Annotated in this window: 14 protein-coding genes and 3 tRNA genes; 3 read left to right on the top strand and 14 right to left on the bottom strand. The window is 42.6% G+C overall.

The genetic code is table 11. The features are described from left to right. Positions 1 to 75: 75 nt before the first annotated feature. The 12 genes from rpoC to AACW90_RS17755 form a co-directional block, all read right to left on the bottom strand. Positions 76 to 4,281 (bottom strand): DNA-directed RNA polymerase subunit beta', encoded by a 4,206-nt coding sequence (gene rpoC, locus AACW90_RS17810; RefSeq protein WP_390237096.1) that lies wholly within the window; start codon positions 4,279 to 4,281, stop codon positions 76 to 78. Positions 4,282 to 4,401: 120 nt separating this feature from the next. Further along, positions 4,402 to 8,430: a DNA-directed RNA polymerase subunit beta gene (rpoB, locus tag AACW90_RS17805; protein WP_390237094.1), complete on the bottom strand. Its 4,029-nt coding sequence runs from the start codon at positions 8,428 to 8,430 to the stop codon at positions 4,402 to 4,404. A 242-nt stretch (positions 8,431 to 8,672) separates the two neighbouring features. Further along, positions 8,673 to 9,038 carry a 50S ribosomal protein L7/L12 gene (gene rplL / locus AACW90_RS17800; RefSeq protein WP_195704621.1) on the bottom strand — a complete coding sequence of 122 codons (366 nt, stop codon included), beginning with the start codon at positions 9,036 to 9,038 and terminating at the stop codon, positions 8,673 to 8,675. Positions 9,039 to 9,095: 57 nt separating this feature from the next. Beyond that, complete coding sequence (gene rplJ, locus AACW90_RS17795) at positions 9,096 to 9,590, bottom strand: 50S ribosomal protein L10 (protein WP_275135097.1); 495 nt, start codon at positions 9,588 to 9,590, stop codon at positions 9,096 to 9,098. A 335-nt stretch (positions 9,591 to 9,925) separates the two neighbouring features. Further along, positions 9,926 to 10,630: a 50S ribosomal protein L1 gene (gene rplA, locus AACW90_RS17790; RefSeq protein ID WP_275135098.1), complete on the bottom strand. Its 705-nt coding sequence runs from the start codon at positions 10,628 to 10,630 to the stop codon at positions 9,926 to 9,928. Positions 10,631 to 10,634: 4 nt separating this feature from the next. Further along, positions 10,635 to 11,063, bottom strand: a complete 429-nt coding sequence (gene rplK / locus AACW90_RS17785) for a 50S ribosomal protein L11 (RefSeq protein WP_195704624.1) — start codon at positions 11,061 to 11,063, stop codon at positions 10,635 to 10,637. A 131-nt stretch (positions 11,064 to 11,194) separates the two neighbouring features. Then, entirely contained in the window at positions 11,195 to 11,743 is a 549-nt protein-coding gene (gene nusG, locus AACW90_RS17780; RefSeq protein WP_195704625.1) for a transcription termination/antitermination protein NusG, read from the bottom strand. Between the two features lie 12 nt (positions 11,744 to 11,755). Further along, complete coding sequence (gene secE, locus AACW90_RS17775) at positions 11,756 to 12,133, bottom strand: preprotein translocase subunit SecE (protein WP_195704626.1); 378 nt, start codon at positions 12,131 to 12,133, stop codon at positions 11,756 to 11,758. 227 nt (positions 12,134 to 12,360) lie between these two features. Next, positions 12,361 to 13,545 (bottom strand): elongation factor Tu, encoded by a 1,185-nt coding sequence (tuf, locus tag AACW90_RS17770; RefSeq protein ID WP_275134997.1) that lies wholly within the window; start codon positions 13,543 to 13,545, stop codon positions 12,361 to 12,363. 206 nt (positions 13,546 to 13,751) lie between these two features. Then, a tRNA-Gly gene (locus AACW90_RS17765) sits at positions 13,752 to 13,826 on the bottom strand. Between the two features lie 34 nt (positions 13,827 to 13,860). After that, positions 13,861 to 13,945: transfer RNA gene (locus AACW90_RS17760), tRNA-Tyr, on the bottom strand. A gap of 26 nt (positions 13,946 to 13,971) precedes the next feature. After that, positions 13,972 to 14,047 (bottom strand) — tRNA-Thr (locus AACW90_RS17755). Positions 14,048 to 14,254: 207 nt separating this feature from the next. On the opposite strand from AACW90_RS17755, the gene coaA reads away from it, so the two are divergent. Continuing rightward, positions 14,255 to 15,178, top strand: a complete 924-nt coding sequence (gene coaA, locus AACW90_RS17750) for a type I pantothenate kinase (protein ID WP_390237088.1) — start codon at positions 14,255 to 14,257, stop codon at positions 15,176 to 15,178. Positions 15,179 to 15,226: 48 nt separating this feature from the next. On the opposite strand, the gene birA is transcribed toward coaA, so the two are convergent. Beyond that, positions 15,227 to 16,180, bottom strand: coding sequence for a bifunctional biotin--[acetyl-CoA-carboxylase] ligase/biotin operon repressor BirA (gene birA / locus AACW90_RS17745; RefSeq protein ID WP_390237086.1), 954 nt, complete (start codon positions 16,178 to 16,180; stop codon positions 15,227 to 15,229). Continuing rightward, positions 16,181 to 17,221 (bottom strand): UDP-N-acetylmuramate dehydrogenase, encoded by a 1,041-nt coding sequence (murB, locus tag AACW90_RS17740; protein ID WP_390237084.1) that lies wholly within the window; start codon positions 17,219 to 17,221, stop codon positions 16,181 to 16,183. 65 nt (positions 17,222 to 17,286) lie between these two features. Here murB and AACW90_RS17735 point away from each other — a divergent pair, with 65 nt between their 5' ends. Both AACW90_RS17735 and pssA read left to right on the top strand, forming a co-directional pair. Continuing rightward, positions 17,287 to 17,712 carry a GNAT family N-acetyltransferase gene (locus AACW90_RS17735; protein WP_390237082.1) on the top strand — a complete coding sequence of 142 codons (426 nt, stop codon included), beginning with the start codon at positions 17,287 to 17,289 and terminating at the stop codon, positions 17,710 to 17,712. A gap of 220 nt (positions 17,713 to 17,932) precedes the next feature. Next, positions 17,933 to 19,273, top strand: coding sequence for a CDP-diacylglycerol--serine O-phosphatidyltransferase (gene pssA, locus AACW90_RS17730; RefSeq protein ID WP_390237080.1), 1,341 nt, complete (start codon positions 17,933 to 17,935; stop codon positions 19,271 to 19,273). Positions 19,274 to 19,631 lie beyond the last annotated feature (358 nt).

The following is a 19,631-nucleotide window of genomic DNA, read 5'->3' as shown; positions in this document are numbered from 1 at the left end:
ATTCACATTACATAGGTATATTACAGACACAAAAAAAGCACCCGAAGGTGCTTTTTAATAAGGCTTTGTTAATACTTACTCTTCTGAAGAAAAGCCTGCATTAAGAAGTGCCGCTAGATTGTCTGTTGCTTGTTCAGCAGATGGTGCTTCTGGACCACCGCCTGCACGTAGCTTTTGACGCTCTTGGTGATACGCAAAACCAGTACCAGCTGGAATCAAACGACCAACAATAACATTCTCTTTCAGACCACGTAACTCATCACGTTTACCAGAAACCGCAGCTTCTGTTAGTACGCGAGTCGTTTCCTGGAACGAAGCTGCAGAGATGAATGATTCAGTTGCTAGTGATGCTTTCGTAATACCTAGTAGCTCACGTTCAAAACGTGCAGGTTCTTTACCTTCAGCTTCTAGAGCACGGTTAGCAATCTTAACATTAGCAAATTCAACCTGCTCGCCAACAAGGAACTCAGAGTCACCCTTGAATGTGATAGTACATTTGCGAAGCATTTGACGAACGATAGTTTCAATGTGCTTATCGTTAATCTTAACCCCTTGCAGACGATATACTTCTTGTACTTCGTTTGCGATGTAAGAAGTTACTGCTCGGATACCACGTAAACGTAAGATATCATGCGGTGTTTCTGGACCATCTGCGATAACATCACCGCGTTCGATCTTCTCACCTTCAAATACGTTCAACTGACGATGCTTGGCTATCATCTCTTCGTAATGTTCACCACCATCTCTAGTGATAATCAAACGACGCTTACCTTTTGTCTCTTTACCAAACGACACAGTACCTGTGTGCTCAGCAAGAATCGCAGGCTCTTTAGGCTTACGAGCTTCAAATAGGTCAGCAACGCGAGGAAGACCACCGGTGATATCTTTGTTTCCACTCGATTTCTGAGGGATACGAGATAACGTGTCACCGATACCAACTTCTGCACCATCTTCGATTTGTACAATCGCTTTACCTGGTAAGAAGTAGTGAGCTGGCATATCAGTACCAGGAATCATTACATCTTTACCTTTCGCATCAACAAGTTTGATAGCTGGACGCATATCTTTACCTGCTGTAGAGCGAGCGGCAGGGTCAGTTACTTCGCTTGAAGAAAGACCGGTTAGATCATCAGTTTGACGAGTAACAGTCACACCATCAATCATATCCACATATTGGATACGACCGGCCACTTCAGTGATGATTGGCATTGTGTGCGCTTCCCAGTTAGCGACGATGTCACCAGCTGTAACGTCTTGATCGTTCTTCTTACTTAGCATAGAACCATAAGGAAGTTTGTGCTTCTCTTTCGTACGGCCAAACTCATCAATAATTGTAAGTTCAGATGCACGAGAGGTAATAACCAATTTATCATCTTTATTGATAACAAATTTAGCGTTATGAAGCTTCACTACACCCGTAGTCTTAGCCTGAATGCTGTTCTCTGCTGCTGCTGTTGATGCAGCACCACCAATGTGGAACGTACGCATTGTAAGCTGTGTACCCGGCTCACCGATAGACTGAGCAGCAATAACACCTACTGCCTCGCCTTGGTTCACTAGGTGACCACGTGCTAGGTCACGACCATAACACTGTGCACAACAACCGAAGTCTGCATCACAGGTAACTACTGAGCGCACTTTCATGCTATCTACAGAGTTTTCTTCCATGATTTGACACCACTTCTCATCAATCAGAGTATTACGTGGGATCAGTACATCATCAGTACCTGGTTTTTGTACATCTTCAGCAACAACACGACCAAGAGCCAACTCAGAAAGTGCAACTTTAACGTCACCACCTTCAATGTGAGGCATCATGTCGATACCTTCGTGAGTGCCACAATCGTGGTCATGAACAACAACATCTTGCGCAACATCGACTAAACGACGAGTCAAGTAACCGGAGTTTGCTGTTTTCAATGCCGTATCCGCTAGACCCTTACGAGCCCCGTGCGTTGAGATAAAGTACTGAAGTACGTTCAAGCCTTCTTTAAAGTTTGCGGTGATTGGCGTTTCGATGATTGAACCATCTGGACGAGCCATCAAACCACGCATACCCGCAAGCTGACGAATCTGTGCAGCAGAACCACGAGCACCGGAGTCAGCCATCATATAGATGCTGTTAAACGATTCTTGTTGCTCTTCTTCGCCGTCACTATTAATCACTGTTTCAAAAGAAAGGTTATCCATCATTGCTTTCGCAACGCGATCATTGGTAGATGCCCAAATATCGATAACTTTGTTGTAACGCTCACCAGCAGTAACAAGACCTGATTGGAACTGTTCCTGAATTTCGCGAACTTCTTCTTCCGCAGCAGAGATTTCAGTGTACTTAGCCGCTGGAACGACCATGTCGTCGATACCAACAGAAACACCAGAAAGTGCAGCGTATGCAAAACCTGTGTACATAATTTGGTCAGCAAAGATTACTGTATCTTTAAGACCAAGCTTACGATATGCCTCGTTCAAAAGGGTAGAAATTTGTTTCTTACCAAGCTTTTGGTTAACAAGACTGAATGGTAGACCAGTAGGAACGATGTTCCATAGCATTGCACGACCAACCGTCGTATCAACCATGCTAGTGTTCGTCGTTCTGTCACCATCTTCATCTACAACCGTTTCAGTGATGCGAACTTTAACGCGAGCGTGCAGTTCAGCAGACTTAGTACGGTATGCTTTCTCAGCTTCAGCTGGTCCAGCAAGGTACATGCCCTCACCTTTAACGTTGATCTTGTCACGAGTCATGTAATAAAGACCCAATACCACATCCTGAGAAGGTACGATAATAGGATCACCTGACGCTGGCGACAGAATGTTATTCGTCGACATCATCAGTGTACGTGCTTCAAGTTGAGCTTCCAGAGTTAGAGGTACGTGTACCGCCATCTGGTCACCATCGAAGTCAGCGTTATATGCCGCACACACAAGTGGGTGTAGCTGAATCGCTTTACCTTCGATTAGTACTGGTTCAAACGCTTGAATACCTAGACGGTGAAGTGTCGGTGCGCGGTTTAGCAATACTGGGTGTTCACGAATAACGTCATCTAGGATATCCCAAACGATCGCTTCTTCGCGCTCTACCATTTTCTTAGCTGCTTTGATCGTCGTTGCCATGCCACGAGTTTCTAGCTTGCTGTAGATAAACGGTTTAAATAACTCAAGTGCCATCTTCTTAGGAAGACCACACTGGTGCAGACGTAAATATGGACCAACTGTGATTACAGAACGTCCAGAATAGTCAACACGTTTACCTAGAAGGTTCTGACGGAAACGACCTTGCTTACCCTTGATCATATCAGCAAGAGATTTCAGAGGACGTTTATTAGAACCTGTAATTGCACGACCACGACGGCCGTTATCTAGAAGTGCATCGACAGACTCTTGCAGCATACGTTTTTCGTTACGTACGATGATGTCCGGAGCAGCTAGCTCTAGTAGACGCTTCAAGCGGTTGTTACGGTTAATCACACGACGGTATAGGTCGTTAAGATCAGACGTTGCAAAGCGACCGCCATCTAGTGGTACTAGAGGACGTAGATCTGGTGGCAATACTGGAAGAACGGTTAAGATCATCCATTGCGGGTTGTTACCAGACGTGATAAATGCTTCAACAAGCTTCAGGCGCTTAGTGATTTTTTTACGCTTAGTTTCTGAGTTAGTCGTCTCAAGTTCTTCGCGCATTTGTTCTGTTTCAGCGTGCAGGTCCATAGTTGAAAGCAGATCTTTGATCGCTTCCGCACCCATCTTCGCTGTGAACTCATCACCCCACTCTTCTAGACGATCAAGATACTCATCTTCTGTGAGCATTTGACCTTTTTCTAGATCAGTCATACCAGGTTCTGTCACTACGTACATTTCAAAATAAAGTACGCGTTCGATATCACGCAGTGGGATATCCATTAACAGACCGATACGAGACGGCAGTGATTTTAGGAACCAGATATGTGCAACTGGAGACGCAAGTTCAATGTGGCCCATACGGTCACGACGAACTTTAGTTTGTGTAACTTCAACGCCACACTTCTCACAGATAACACCACGGTGTTTTAGACGCTTATATTTGCCACAAAGACATTCGTAGTCTTTAACTGGTCCAAATATACGCGCACAGAAAAGACCATCACGTTCTGGTTTGAACGTACGATAGTTGATCGTTTCAGGTTTCTTAACTTCACCAAAAGACCATGAACGAATCATGTCCGGTGAAGATAGACCGATTTTGATAGCATCAAATTCTTCGGTCTTATGCTGTGCTTTTAGAAAGTTTAATAAGTCTTTCACAATCAGCTCCTGTAAGGAGTTAAAAGGAACTCGCTAGATGGATTAACCATTCAATAACGAGAACCTTTCTACCGATAATCCTGTTCCATCCCTATAAAGAGTTTTTATAGGGAAACGGGATTACTCTTCGTCTTCTAGCTCGATGTTGATACCTAGTGAGCGAATCTCTTTCAACAATACGTTGAACGATTCTGGCATACCAGGTTCCATGCTATGGTTTCCGTCTACGATGTTCTTATACATCTTAGTACGACCATTCACGTCATCGGACTTAACAGTCAACATTTCTTGTAGAGTGTAAGCAGCACCGTATGCTTCTAGTGCCCATACTTCCATCTCACCGAAACGCTGTCCACCGAACTGAGCTTTACCACCAAGTGGTTGCTGAGTTACGAGGCTGTAAGATCCAGTAGAACGTGCGTGCATCTTGTCATCAACAAGGTGGTTCAGTTTGAGCATGTACATGTAACCTACGGTTACAGGACGCTCAAATTCATCACCAGTGCGGCCATCAAATAAACGCAACTGACCAGATTCTGGTAAGTCACCCAATTTCAACAGCTCTTTGATTGAAGATTCTGGAGCACCATCAAATACCGGAGTCGCAATAGGTAAACCACCACGTAGGTTTTGTACCAATGTACGAACTTCATCATCAGATAGAGCCGCAATGTCTACTGTCTGACGCGTTTCACCAAGATCATAAACCTTCTGCAGGAAGTTGCGGAACTGATGTAGTTCTTGTTGTTCCTTAAGCATTTGGTTGATCTTGTCACCGATACCTTTCGCAGCTAGACCCATATGAACTTCTAAGATCTGACCAATGTTCATACGAGACGGTACACCTAGTGGGTTAAGTACGATGTCAACAGGCTGACCTTTTTCATCGTAAGGCATGTCTTCAACAGGGTTAATCTTAGAGATTACACCTTTGTTACCGTGACGACCTGCCATCTTATCACCAGGTTGGATACGACGCTTAACCGCTAGATAAACTTTAACAATCTTAAGAACACCAGGTGCTAAATCATCACCTTGTGTAATCTTACGACGTTTGTTTTCAAACTTCTTATCGAAGTCTGCTTTAAGCTCATCCCACTGCTCAGCAAGTTGCTCAAGCAATGATTGAAGCTCATCGTCTTCTAGTGTTTGTTCTAGCCACTGTTTACGGTGAATAGAATCTAGCTTAGCTTCAGAGTAACCGCCTGAAACAAGTACAGCTCTAACACGAGCAAGTAGGCCACCTTCAAGAATTTCAAACTCTTCAGTAAGGTCTTTCTTCGCTTCTTTAAGCTGCATTTGTTCAATTTCTAGTGCACGCTTATCTTTTTCAACGCCGTCACGAGTGAAGACTTGAACATCGATAATCGTACCTGAAACAGAGTTTGGTACACGTAGTGATGTATCTTTAACATCGGATGCTTTTTCACCAAAGATAGCTCGTAAGAGTTTCTCTTCAGGCGTTAGCTGAGTTTCACCTTTAGGTGTCACTTTACCAACTAGGATGTCACCACCCTTCACTTCAGCACCAATATAAACGATACCTGACTCGTCTAATTTAGACAGAGCAGACTCACCTACGTTTGGAATATCCGCAGTGATCTCTTCAGATCCCAGCTTAGTATCACGCGCCACACAAGATAGTTCTTGAATGTGGATAGTCGTGAAACGGTCTTCCTGAACGACACGTTCAGAAACGAGGATTGAATCCTCAAAGTTGTAACCGTTCCAAGGCATGAATGCCAAGCGAATATTTTGACCAAGCGCCAATTCACCAAGGTCTGTTGAAGGACCATCAGCAATAACATCACCTTTTGCTACTGGTTCACCAGGTAGCACGGTTGGGCGTTGGTTAATACATGTATTCTGGTTAGAACGCGTGTATTTAGTTAGGTTATAAATGTCGATACCGGCTTCGCCAGGTACCAATTCAATTTCATTAACCTTAACCACGATACGAGATGCATCTACTGACTGAACCGTACCGCCACGTTTTGCTACCGCAGTAACACCGGAGTCGACCGCTACATTACGCTCGATACCAGTACCTACAAGAGGCTTATCTGCGCGTAATGTTGGAACCGCCTGGCGTTGCATGTTCGCACCCATAAGGGCACGGTTCGCATCATCGTGTTCTAGGAACGGGATAAGCGATGCAGCGACAGATACAACCTGGTTGGTTGCAACGTCCATGTAGTTAACTTGGTCACGTGGATGAAGACCAGATTCACCTTTCTGACGCGCCGTAACTAATTCTTCTCCGAAGGCATTAGTTTCAGTTAGCGTAGAGTTCGCCTGAGCGATGATGAATTGCCCTTCTTCAATAGCTGACAAATAATCAACATCGGAAGTCACAATACCATCAACAACGCGACGGTAAGGGGTTTCTAGGAAACCAAAATCGTTACAGCGTGCAAACGCAGACAACGAGTTAATAAGACCGATGTTTGGGCCTTCAGGCGTTTCGATCGGGCATAAGCGACCGTAGTGAGTTACGTGAACATCACGTACTTCAAAACCTGCGCGTTCACGAGTAAGACCACCAGGACCCAATGCAGAGATACGACGCTTGTGCGTTACTTCTGATAACGGGTTGTTTTGATCCATAAACTGTGAAAGCTGTGAAGAACCAAAGAATTCTTTAACAGCTGCAGAAATAGGCTTAGCGTTGATAAGATCTTGAGGCATGATTGCATCAAGGTCACCAAGGCTTAAACGCTCTTTCACTGCACGCTCAACACGCACTAAACCAACACGGAATTGGTTTTCAGCCATTTCGCCTACGCTTCGTATACGACGGTTTCCTAAGTGGTCGATATCGTCCACTACACCTTTACCGTTACGAATGCCAATAAGCTTCTTCATTACTTCGATGATGTCGGTTTCGTCAAGGATACCTTGTTCACCAGCATCTTCACGACCGATAGAACTGTTAAATTTCATACGACCAACAGTCGATAGATCATAACGTTCTACAGCGAAGAATAAGCTCTGGAATAACGCTTCTGCCGCATCTTTTGTTGGTGGCTCACCAGGACGCATCATACGATAGATTTCAACTAACGCAGAAATACGGTCAACCGTGCTATCGACACGTAATGTGTCGGACATGAATGGACCGTGGTCTAGATCATTAGTGAACAGAACCTGTAAATTTTTGTGACCAGCTTGAGAAAGGTTTGCCAACGCTTCTAAGCTAATTTCTTGGTTCGCCGCAACGATAATTTCGCCAGTATCTTCATTGATATAATCTTTTGATGATACTTTACCAACGATGTACTCAACTGGTACTTCGATGGAGTCAACGCCATCTTTTTCAAGATTGCGGATGTGACGAGCCGTAACACGACGACCAGTTTCGATGTAAGTCTTACCATTCGCTTCTATATCAAAGTTTGCCGTCTCGCCACGCAGGCGTTCAGGGACCAAATCCATCATAAGGGTTTGGTCTTTCACTTCGAAGTTCACTTTGTCGAAGAAGATATCAAGGATCTCTTCTGTCGTCTTTTGCAGTGCACGAAGAATGATAGAAGCAGGCAGTTTACGACGACGGTCGATACGTACGTATAAATTATCCTTAGGATCGAACTCAAAGTCTAACCATGAGCCACGGTAAGGAATAACACGCGCGTTATATAAAACTTTACCTGATGAGTGGGTTTTACCCTTATCGCTATCGAAGAACACACCTGGGCTTCGATGCAGCTGGGATACGATAACCCTCTCAGTACCATTAATTACAAAGGTACCATTATCAGTCATTAATGGGATCTCACCCATGTAAACTTCTTGTTCTTTAATGTCTTTTACGGTACCTGCTGGTGCATCTCTATCAAACACAACAAGACGCAATTTTACGCGCAATGGTTTTGAATAAGTTACACCACGAATTTGACATTCTTTAACATCAAAAACTGGTTCACCAAGACGGTAGCTAACGTATTGCAGCTCAGAATTGCCGTTATAGCTCTGAATAGGAAATACAGAACGAAAAGCGGCTTCAAGACCGTGTTGTCCTTCAGGATCCTGTTCGATAAATTTATCGAAGGAATCAAGCTGGATTGATAGCAAATATGGAATGTCCAAAACTTGTGGACGAGTACCAAAATCCTTACGGATGCGCTTTTTCTCGGTATAAGAGTAAACCATGGGGTTCCTCAGCTCGCTGATAAGTGACCCAATCTACCCAATCATTTTCTAAACGAAAAGAGCGGGGCAGTACTAGCAACTGTTTACTGTAGACCCTATGCAAGCTGACTTACATAGCGGTTTTTTGCTTGGATATTGGTATCTAAACAGCAGGAAAATTCACCAATACCCTACAGCGCAAAAAGGCCGGTGGTTATAAAACCACCAGCCATCAGCCTTTCGGCTAAGCTAAGTAATTATTATTACTTAACTTCAACAGTTGCACCAGCTTCTTCTAGAGTAGCTTTCAGTGTTTCTGCTTCTTCTTTAGATACAGCTTCTTTAACAGCAGCAGGAGCGCTATCAACTAGGCCCTTAGCTTCTTTAAGGCCTAGACCTGTAGCAGCACGAACTGCTTTGATTACAGATACTTTATTTCCGCCAATAGCAGTAAGCATCACATCAAATTCAGTTTGCTCTTCTGCAACTTCAGCAGCAGCGCCACCAGCAACAACAGCTGCTGCAGCAGAAACGCCGAATTTTTCTTCCATAGCTTCGATAAGCTCTACAACTTGCATTACAGACATTTCTGCAACTGCATCTAGGATTTGCTCGTTAGTAATAGACATAACAATTCTCTTTTAAGTCAACAATTAGTTTATTTTGCAATCAGTACAAAGTGAGGCTTATGCCGCAACTTCTTCTTTCTGATCGCGAACAGCAGCGATTGTACGTACCAGCTTGCCAGCTGAAGCTTCTTTCATGCACATCATTAGGCGTGCGATAGCTTCGTCGTAAGTTGGTAGTGTCGCCAATACATTAGCGTCAGTAACTACGCCTTCAAATGCAGCAGCTTTGATCTCAAATTCTTTATTCTCTTTCGCGAAATCTTTAAAGATACGCGCAGCAGCACCTGGGTGCTCGTTAGAGAATGCGATCAAAGTTGGACCTACGAATACGTCTTGTAGACATTCGTAAGCTGTGCCTTCTACAGCGCGACGTGCTAGTGTGTTGCGAACAACTCTCATGTAAACACCCGCTTCACGAGCTTGTTTACGTAGAGTAGTCATCGCGCCAACAGTAACGCCACGAGAGTCAGCTACAACTGCAGAAAGTGCATCACCGGCTGCTTCGTTGACTTCAGCAACAATTGCTTTTTTGTCTTGAAGGTTTAAAGCCATCTTGGATTTACTCCTGGTTGTCGTTACACCACCCAATATTCATAAATAGATATCGGGAGTTAATACGGTGCATTCCCAGATAAAAGCCAATTGAAATAAATTTGACTTTCTTCGGTTCGGGCACCGTCTACGTAGGTAGACATTAAGTCTCAAATATTAAATTCGAAACGCCTACGGTCTTGGACGGAGACTGCAATAGCGAGGCATTTCAACGTTTCTCTCAAACAAATAATGAAATTTGTTCAATAAAACCACTAAAATAACCTTTAAAAACGCAGTCCCAACCACAAATTAAATAGGCGCGGAATTATACATGAATTCCGCGTCTATGCAAATTAGCTTGCTACAGTGTTCAGGCTAGTTTGATCAACAGCAACACCAGCACCCATCGTTGTAGAGATGCTAATCTTCTGTAGGAAAACACCTTTCGCTGAAGATGGTTTCGCTTTCTTAAGTGCAACTAGAAGAGCTTCTAAGTTCTCTTGTAGGTGAGCTGTTTCGAAAGAGGCTTTACCAATAGTAGTATGGATAATGCCGTTCTTATCGTTACGATAGCGAACCTGACCTGCTTTAGCATTTTTAACTGCTTGTGCAACGTTAGGAGTTACAGTACCAACCTTAGGGTTTGGCATAAGACCACGTGGACCTAGGATAGTACCTAGTTGTCCAACAACGCGCATTGCATCCGGAGAAGCGACAACAACGTCAAAGTCCATAACACCTTTTTTAACTTGCTCAGCAAGATCTTCCATACCTACGATATCTGCGCCAGCTTCTTTAGCTGCTTCAGCGTTAGCACCTTGAGTGAACACTGCAACGCGAATGTCACGGCCAGTACCGTGCGGTAGCACAGTTGCGCCACGTACGTTTTGGTCAGATTTACGAGCGTCAATACCAAGATTAACTGCTACGTCAACACTTTCTACAAATTTAGCTGTCGCTAATTCTTTAAGAAGAGCGATTGCTTCGTTGATTTCGTATTGCTTAGTTACATCAACTTTGTCGCGTATTACGCGCATGCGTTTAGTTAGTTTTGCCATAATCTTAACCCTCTACCACTAGGCCCATTGAACGAGCAGTACCTGCGATAGAACGTTTCATTGCTTCAACGTCAGCGCCAGTCATATCTGCAGCTTTTGTTTCTGCAATTTCTTGCAGCTGAGCGTCAGTTACAGTACCAACTTTCTCAGTATTTGGACGACCAGAACCAGACTTAACGCCTGCTGCTTTCTTAAGAAGAACAGCTGCCGGTGGAGTCTTAGTTTCGAACGTGAAAGAACGGTCGCTGTATACAGAGATAACAACTGGGATCGGTAGACCTTTCTCAACAGATTCTGTTTTTGCGTTAAACGCTTTACAGAATTCCATGATGTTCACACCGTGTTGTCCTAGAGCAGGACCTACTGGTGGACTTGGGTTCGCCATACCTGCTGCAACTTGCAGCTTGATATAAGCTTCAACTTTCTTAGCCATGATATTTCCTAATGCTTGGGTTCAAACGCTAATCTTTTGATCAGCTCCCCGCTTTTTTAATAATAACCTGTAAAAAGGCGCGAAATTATAATCAGATTTCGCGCCTTACACAAGTATAAAAAGATGTTTTTTTAATCAAGTTTCTCAACTTGACCAAATTCGAGCTCAACTGGTGTTGCACGACCAAAGATCGAAACAGACACTTTAATGCGGCTCTTCTCGTAATCTGCTTCTTCAACGGTACCGTTAAAGTCTGCAAATGGACCATCATTAACACGTACCACTTCACCAGGTTCAAACATCGTCTTAGGACGAGGAGCTTCGCTCGCTTGTTCTAGACGGTTCAAAATGGCGTCAGCTTCTTTGTCTGTGATAGGAGCTGGACGGTCAGAAGTACCACCAATGAAGCCCATTACACGTGGAACGCTACGTACAAGGTGCCATGATTCATCGTTCATCAACATCTGAACGAGAACATAACCTGGGAAGAATTTGCGTTCACTTTTGCGGCGTTGGCCAGCACGCATTTCAACCACTTCTTCTGTAGGAACAAGAATTTCGCCAAAGTAATCTTCCATCGTGTGCATTTTTATATACTCACGAAGAGATTGAGCAACACGACCTTCATAGCCTGAAAAAGCCTGAACCACATACCAACGTTTTTTTGGAGCTTCACTCATGAATTAAAACCCTCATGCACCAGTAACTAAGGCAACTAGACGAACCATAATGCCGTCAATTCCCCAAAGTATTAAAGCCATAATAATACATACGACCAAAACGATTAGTGTTGTTTGCATAGTTTCTTGGCGTGTAGGCCAAACTACCTTACGAACTTCCATACGAGATTCGCGTGCAAAACTAATCGCTGTTTTACCTTTTGCTGTAGTTGCAGACACACCAAGAGCTGCTGCGATTAAAACAACGACCCCTGCTACGCGTAATACAACCGACATTTCACCATACAGGTAATTACCCACTACAGCAGCGGCTAGCAGAGCAAAAGCGATAATCCACTTAAATGTATCTGCTGCACTTGAGCTATTAGGAGTTTCAGCATTTGCGTTCATAAAACCAACCTGTTACAAGTCTTAACTATAGACGACAACAACCCCGCTGCTGCAGGGCTCATTCTTAATACATCAAAAATACTAATGCACCGATCAGCCAAGATACACATCTTGACTCGAAAATTCTTTGTTTTTCAACAAGATCGACATAAAAACAGCCAACCCTTTTTTCATGTGCTTAAAAAGGGCATCAAATGATGCCCTTTTTACTAGCCGTTCGTCAAATCTTATTCGAAGATTTTAGCAACAACACCAGCACCAACAGTACGACCACCTTCACGAATCGCGAAGCGTAGACCGTCATCCATTGCGATTGGAGCAATTAGCTCAACCGTCATTTGGATGTTGTCGCCTGGCATTACCATCTCTACACCTTCCGGTAAAGTGATGTCGCCTGTTACGTCCGTTGTACGGAAGTAAAACTGTGGACGGTAACCTTTGAAGAATGGAGTATGACGACCACCTTCATCTTTAGAAAGAACGTAAACTTCTGATTCAAACTTCGTATGAGGAGTGATTGAATTTGGAGCCGCCAATACTTGACCGCGCTCTACGTCTTCACGTTTAGTACCACGTAGTAAAGCACCAACGTTCTCGCCTGCACGACCTTCGTCAAGCAATTTACGGAACATTTCAACACCAGTACAAGTCGTAGTAGTTGTCTCTTTGATACCAACGATAACAACTTCGTCACCAACTTTTAGGATACCACGTTCGATACGACCCGTTACTACTGTACCACGACCTTGAATTGAGAATACATCCTCAATTGGTAGTAGGAACGGTAGATCCACTGCACGCTCTGGCATTGGGATATAGTTGTCTAGCGCTTCTGCTAGCTCAATGATCTTATCTTCCCACTCTTTCTCACCGTTAAGTGCGCCTAGAGCTGAACCTTGGATTACTGGAAGATCGTCACCTGGGTATTCGTACTCAGAAAGAAGTTCACGAACTTCCATCTCTACTAGTTCTAGTAGTTCTTCATCATCAACCATGTCACATTTGTTCATGAATACGATGATGTAAGGAATACCAACCTGACGTCCAAGTAGGATGTGCTCACGAGTTTGTGGCATAGGGCCATCTGTCGCAGCTACTACTAGGATACCGCCGTCCATTTGCGCAGCACCAGTGATCATGTTTTTAACATAATCGGCGTGTCCTGGGCAATCTACGTGTGCGTAGTGACGTGCTGGTGTATCGTACTCAACGTGAGACGTTGCGATAGTGATACCGCGCTCACGCTCTTCTGGAGCGTTATCGATTGATGCGAAGTCTTTCGCTACGCCGCCGTATACTTTTGCAAGAGTAGTACAGATAGCTGCAGTTAGAGTTGTTTTACCGTGGTCAACGTGGCCAATAGTACCAACGTTTACGTGCGGTTTCGTACGTTCAAATTTTTCTTTAGACATGAGTTGTCCCTCTAGGTACGGATTTAGGTGGCTTTGATGACCACGCAACCAAAAAATATTGGTAATTAAACTTTCTTAATAACTAATAATATATCAAAAGGAAATACTTGCTTCAAAGCTGGTGCTGATACCCATTTTTAATTGGGTATCTCACCCTTACCAAAGGTGCGCTTTTATCGACTGAGCTATAACAGCACTCAAATAGATGGAGCGTGCAGCGGGAATCGAACCCGCATCATCAGCTTGGAAGGCTGAGGTAATAGCCATTATACGATGCACGCACAAGTGACTCTGAGAGCTATTTCCTTAAGAATATGGTGGAGGGGGACGGATTCGAACCATCGAAGGCGGAGCCGGCAGATTTACAGTCTGCTCCCTTTGGCCACTCGGGAACCCCTCCAAAATTTCTCTTTCTTTAAAAGAAAGTGGTGCCGACTACCGGAATCGAACTGGTGACCTACTGATTACAAGTCAGTTGCTCTACCTACTGAGCTAAGTCGGCACATAAGTGGAGCGCATTTTATGGGATGATCTTTTCTCTTGCAATAGGAAATTTAAAATAAATGTGCTTTTCCTAAACTTTCTAGTTTTTAGACCACTTTTTACGCAGTTCAAAGTGAATAATCATCGATATGCAAGCTAAGTCGCTTGAATTCATTCTTAGTTGATGTATTTTCCTCTCTTCATTATCTGTTTATATCGAGTTTTTATGAGTCCTTTCATGTCTTTTGATCGCAACCATTGGGCAGAGCTGAGAAATTCAGTACCCATGACATTGTCTGAAGCAGACCTTAGAGAGCTGCAAGGCATTAATGAAAATCTAACTATGCAAGAAGCGGTCGAGATTTATCTGCCTCTAACTCGACTACTCAATCTTTATATATCTGCTAGGCAAAGTAGAAATTCAGTTCTGAATCATTTTCTAAATAAAAAAGAACACTCTCCCCCGTTCGTTATTGGGATAGCAGGTAGTGTTGCCGTCGGAAAAAGCACTACAGCACGTTTATTAAAAGCCCTTTTATCCAGGTGGGAGATGCATCCAAGAGTAGAACTTATTACTACCGATGGATTTTTACTACCAAACAAAGTGCTAAACGAGCGCGAGATAATGACCAGAAAAGGGTTCCCGGAATCCTATGATATGAAGGGCCTTGTTCAGTTTGTTTCAGATATTAAGGCGTGTAAGAGACATGTAGTTGCTCCGGTATACTCCCATATAACGTATGATATTACCGACGAGAAGAAGATCGTTGATCTTCCTGACGTACTAATTATTGAAGGACTTAATGTGCTGCAAAGCGGAATGGACTACCCCCATGACCCACATCGAGTCTTTGTTTCTGACTTTGTAGATTTTTCTATCTTTGTAGACGCAGAAGTTCATCAAATTAAGACGTGGTATGTAGAAAGATTTATGGAGTTTAGAAGAAGTGCGTTTAAAAAACCTGGTTCTTATTTTTCTCATTATACTTCTTTAACTGAGCAAGAGTCAGTCAATAAAGCAATGAGTATTTGGGACAGCATAAACGGAAAAAACTTGGCACAAAATATACTACCTACCAGAGAACGCGCTCATTTGATTCTTAAGAAAGGTGGCAATCACATGGTTGAAGAAATTTTACTACGAAAATAGTCATTAAAACTAGCGTTTCTCGATAACGTTTAAACGCTAGTTAATTGGTTATTTTCTCAATGAAATTTCGCCACCTATATAACTCTCTATCCCATTTTCGGTTTCAAGAAGTATGGCACCTTGATCATTGATACCTCTAACCGTCCCGTGTATTACTCTATTGCCCATAATCAACCTAGCTGGGCGGCCAATGAAGTTGTCTAGACGATTCCATCTCTCAGTGATCCCATTCATTCCTTCGAATTCATAATTTTCTAATGTCGTCTTCCAGGTATTGATAAGAGTTGCGGCAAGTAGGTTTCGATCGGGTTGTTCATCAGTGACCTGTGATAACGATGTCCATGGTTGATCAATACCTTCTATTGCTTCAGGCATATCTATATTCATCCCCATCCCAATAACTAGGTTCGCAGCGCCTCCGGCTTGTCCATTCATCTCAACCAAAATACCGGCCAATTTCTTATCTTGATAATAGAGGTCATTTGGCCATTTCAACTTGATGCCATGTATTCCTATTGATTCCAAAGCTTCTACTATCGCGACTCCGACAACGAGACTAAGTCCCACAGATGCAGCCATTCCGGCTTCTAAGCGCCAATACATCGACAAATAGATGTTGCTACCAAATGGAGACACCCACTGGCGACCTCGCCTGCCACGGCCATTAGATTGATATTCAGCAATACACACCGAGCCACTCTCAATAATCTCTGTGTTATCGAGTAGGTATTGATTAGTTGATTCGATCACCGGAATGAGTTCGACTTTTTTAGATGTTAAATGTTCTATTGTATTTTTATCTAAAAGTTGAATCGGTTTGGATAATCGGTAGCCTTTTCCTTGGACGCTATAGATGTCGAGCCCCCAGGACAAAATACCTTTTATCTGTTTGCCAATAGCAGCCCGAGAAATACCCAGCTCAGCCCCTAGTAATTCACCCGATACAAACTCTCCAAAAGAAAGAAGTTTTATTATTCTTAATTTTACACTGTGATCTTTCATCTATTCGCTAACCATTCTTTGTAAATAGGTTTCTTTTTTGGAATTATAAAATCGCACTTCATGCTCAAGTGTTATTTGGTATTTATCTAAAACTTTACTACGAACTTTCGATGCCAGTTCAATAAGATTGGCGGCTGTTGCATCACCTAAATTGATCAAGACTAAAGCTTGTTCATCATGAACTTGAGCACCTCCGATACGGAGCCCTTTTAGCCCACTCTGGTCGATCAACCACCCAGCAGCGACTTTCATACCAGCGCCACTTGGGTACGCAACTAGTTCTGGAAATTGAAGGGATAACTGGTCAAATTCCGGTTGACTTATCACTGGATTTTTGAAGAAACTACCTGCATTTCCCACCACATTAGGATCGGGTAATTTACTCATCCTCATGTTACACACTTCATCGAAGATTCGCTTAGCTGTTAAGCTAGCCTCAGGTAATAATCTTAAATTTCCGTAAGTTACAACAGGGCACCACTGCTTGAGTAATTTAATACCAACAGACACTATGATGACTTTTTCGTATAACTCTTTTTTAAATATCGAATCTCTATATCCAAATTTACACTCGGTATTATTTAATCGAGTGATCTCAAAAGAGCTCAGATCGAGCACATCAACATATTCGCAAACATCTTTGAATTCTACGCCATATGCTCCAATATTTTGAATAGGTGCGGAGCCAGCACAACCAGGTATTAAGGCAAGATTTTCGAGACCGTAATACCCTTGTTCAATTGACCACTCCACGAGGTTAGGCCAGTCTTCTCCACCATTTACATGTAGTTTCCAAGCGTTTTCTGTCTCTGACACGTCTATACCAGACAAACGATTAATGATAACTACACCTTCAAAATGACAGGTAAATAGGACATTACTTCCTTTGCCTAACAATAGTTTCGGCAACCCATTCCACTCTCTATTTTGATACACAGAAAGGAGTTCCTCTTGGGACTCGACAATAACCAGTACGTCGCATGTAACGTCCACACTAAAGGTATGGAATGATTTAAGGTTGGCTTTTTTATGTATCTGCATGGTATTCGGAGATAAACTAGTAATAATAATATTCTACCCTATTGGCTCAATAAGCGCAGTTTTGAATGAATCGACTTGATATAAAAAAGCTAGATCCGTTATTGATACCACTTGTTCAGAAGTTGTATAAGAAGCATTACAAATCAGGAAAAGCAAAGAGTGATGAACTGATATACGTTGCTTACTGTCAATCCGATCTTTGTGGTGTCGTACGCCTTAGAACTATAAACGAATGCCGTTTGCTTACGGGGATGTTGGTTATCCCTGAATATCGTGAAATGGGTATAGCGCATCTCATAATGAAGCACTGTATTAATGAGACACTAAACTCAGCTGACTACTGTTTTGCCTATTCTAATTTGCAACCTTTTTACCAACAACACGGATTTGAATCTGTAGCAATTGAATCCTTACCCGCATCACTCAAACCACTGTTTATACGCTATTGTCAAAGTGGCAAAGATCTCATCCCTATGCGATTTTCTGCATAATCCTATTTTCAGTCTTGCTCGATGGACTCTTCAGCTGTTAAAAGTGCATCTAACCCCAATTTCTCACAGACAAGATAAAAAAGAGGTGTCCAATCTCAATAACTTTCAATATCATTAACGATCACTTACCAAATAATGCAGTAAATATTAACCACTTTATGGTTTCCTTTGGTAAAATCCGACCCTGATACTTTTTGATTTCTGAGGCAATTCACACTATATGATGGCGTTAAATAATCCGTTCAAACAGATGCCAACAATCGCTTTGGACCCAGAGCAGTTTGACGTACTACATACAGCAAAAGCATTTAGGGAGTGTTTGTTAAAACATATCCGTAATGCTCAAAAGCGAATCTATATCGCGGCGCTGTATCTCGAAGATGATGACGCTGGTAGAGAGGTACTAACCGCTATCTATCAAGCTAAACAAAATACTCCTGAGTTAGATATTGCTATATGTGTCGATTGGCACCGAGCACAAAGAGGATTAATCGGCGCTGAACAATCTGAAGGGAATGCTAGTTTTTACAAAGAATTTTCGGAAAAATATGAACAGAAAGTCCCTGTCTACGGCGTCCCCGTTCGTGGACGAGAAGTATTTGGGGTTTTGCATCTAAAAGGTTTCATCATTGATGACACCGTCATATACAGTGGTGCTAGCCTAAACAACATTTACCTCAATTTTAACGATAGGTATCGCTTTGATCGATACCATGTAATTAGAAACCAGTCTTTAGCGAATTCGATGGTCACCTTTATTCAAGATGACATGTTGTCTCATCCAGCAGTAAATAAACTCTGTAGCGACGATAAACCCAAGACAAAAGACATAAAACTAGCAATTAGGCAGTTCCGCTCTACCCTTGCACAATCAAAGTATCAATTTCAGAACGAAGCCGTAAATAGTGATCAAGTGGCCATTACGCCCCTAGTCGGCATAGGCAAGCGTCGTAATAGACTGAATCTAAGGGTAAACCAGCTCATTGCATCTGCTAAAGAAGAAGTGTTGATCTGTACGCCTTATTTCAATTTTCCTAAAAGTGTTGCTAAAGAAGTAAAGAAGGCACTCAAGCGTGGCGTAAAAGTTACTATAGTTATTGGTGACAAAACAGCGAATGATTTTTATATCCCACCAGAAGAAACGTTTAAAACCATCGCAGGCTTACCATATCTGTATGAGATGAACCTTAGGCGATTTGCGAAAACTAACGAAGCAAATATGGCAAGTAGAAAACTATCTATACAGCTTTGGAAGCATGATAAAAATAGCTACCACCTAAAAGGGATTTGGGTTGATAAAACCCAGATGCTATTGACCGGTAACAATCTCAATCCAAGAGCTTGGAGTCTCGATCTGGAAAACGCACTGTTGATTCAGGACAAGCATCATCTTTTGACAGCGAAATTTGAAGAAGAATTTCAAAATATCCTAAAACATGCTGATTTAATCGGCAGCTACAAGCAATTGGAAAAACTTGATACTTACCCAATAGAGGTTCAAAAGCTCATTAGGAAAGTGACACGAGTTAAAGCTGACAGGGTACTTAAGAAAATTCTATAGATTTTAATAGAGAGCCTTCACTACGCTCTCTATCAAATATCGATACCTATATTATCAGTTAATAAGAAACACATGCACCCGAGCTTACTGAGGGATTATTGTCCTATAAAATACTCATTAATCCGACAACGGTTCCTTCATGTCGCTAGAAGCCTCAGCATTTCTGCTGAGGCTTCTGCATTTTTCTTGTAATACCAATTAAAGTAAAAATATGATCTAATTGAGGCTACTTGAAACAAACTTATTATCACTATGGAAAACCTCAATAATATCGACTTCAAAAAGCTTGCTAGTCAGCAAAAATCTATGCAGATGAAAATGCGTTTTTTGGCCTTGGCACACTTCAAAGACGGCGCTT

Origin of the sequence: Vibrio frigidus (genome assembly GCF_042465995.1) — a bacterium.
GTDB lineage: Bacteria > Pseudomonadota > Gammaproteobacteria > Enterobacterales > Vibrionaceae > Vibrio.
Note: the sequence above shows the minus strand (reverse complement) of the source record. Positions and strands in the feature narration are given on the sequence as shown.

Coding starts and splice junctions, on each gene's coding strand:
- rpoB (WP_390237094.1), bottom strand. CDS start 8,430: ATGGTTTACTCTTATACCGAGAAAAAGCGCATCCGTAAGGATTTTGGT.
- rplL (WP_195704621.1), bottom strand. CDS start 9,038: ATGTCTATTACTAACGAGCAAATCCTAGATGCAGTTGCAGAAATGTCT.
- rplJ (WP_275135097.1), bottom strand. CDS start 9,590: ATGGCTTTAAACCTTCAAGACAAAAAAGCAATTGTTGCTGAAGTCAAC.
- rplA (WP_275135098.1), bottom strand. CDS start 10,630: ATGGCAAAACTAACTAAACGCATGCGCGTAATACGCGACAAAGTTGAT.
- rplK (WP_195704624.1), bottom strand. CDS start 11,063: ATGGCTAAGAAAGTTGAAGCTTATATCAAGCTGCAAGTTGCAGCAGGT.
- nusG (WP_195704625.1), bottom strand. CDS start 11,743: ATGAGTGAAGCTCCAAAAAAACGTTGGTATGTGGTTCAGGCTTTTTCA.
- secE (WP_195704626.1), bottom strand. CDS start 12,133: ATGAACGCAAATGCTGAAACTCCTAATAGCTCAAGTGCAGCAGATACA.
- tuf (WP_275134997.1), bottom strand. CDS start 13,545: ATGTCTAAAGAAAAATTTGAACGTACGAAACCGCACGTAAACGTTGGT.
- coaA (WP_390237088.1), top strand. CDS start 14,255: ATGAGTCCTTTCATGTCTTTTGATCGCAACCATTGGGCAGAGCTGAGA.
- birA (WP_390237086.1), bottom strand. CDS start 16,180: ATGAAAGATCACAGTGTAAAATTAAGAATAATAAAACTTCTTTCTTTT.
- murB (WP_390237084.1), bottom strand. CDS start 17,221: ATGCAGATACATAAAAAAGCCAACCTTAAATCATTCCATACCTTTAGT.
- AACW90_RS17735 (WP_390237082.1), top strand. CDS start 17,287: ATGAATCGACTTGATATAAAAAAGCTAGATCCGTTATTGATACCACTT.
- pssA (WP_390237080.1), top strand. CDS start 17,933: ATGATGGCGTTAAATAATCCGTTCAAACAGATGCCAACAATCGCTTTG.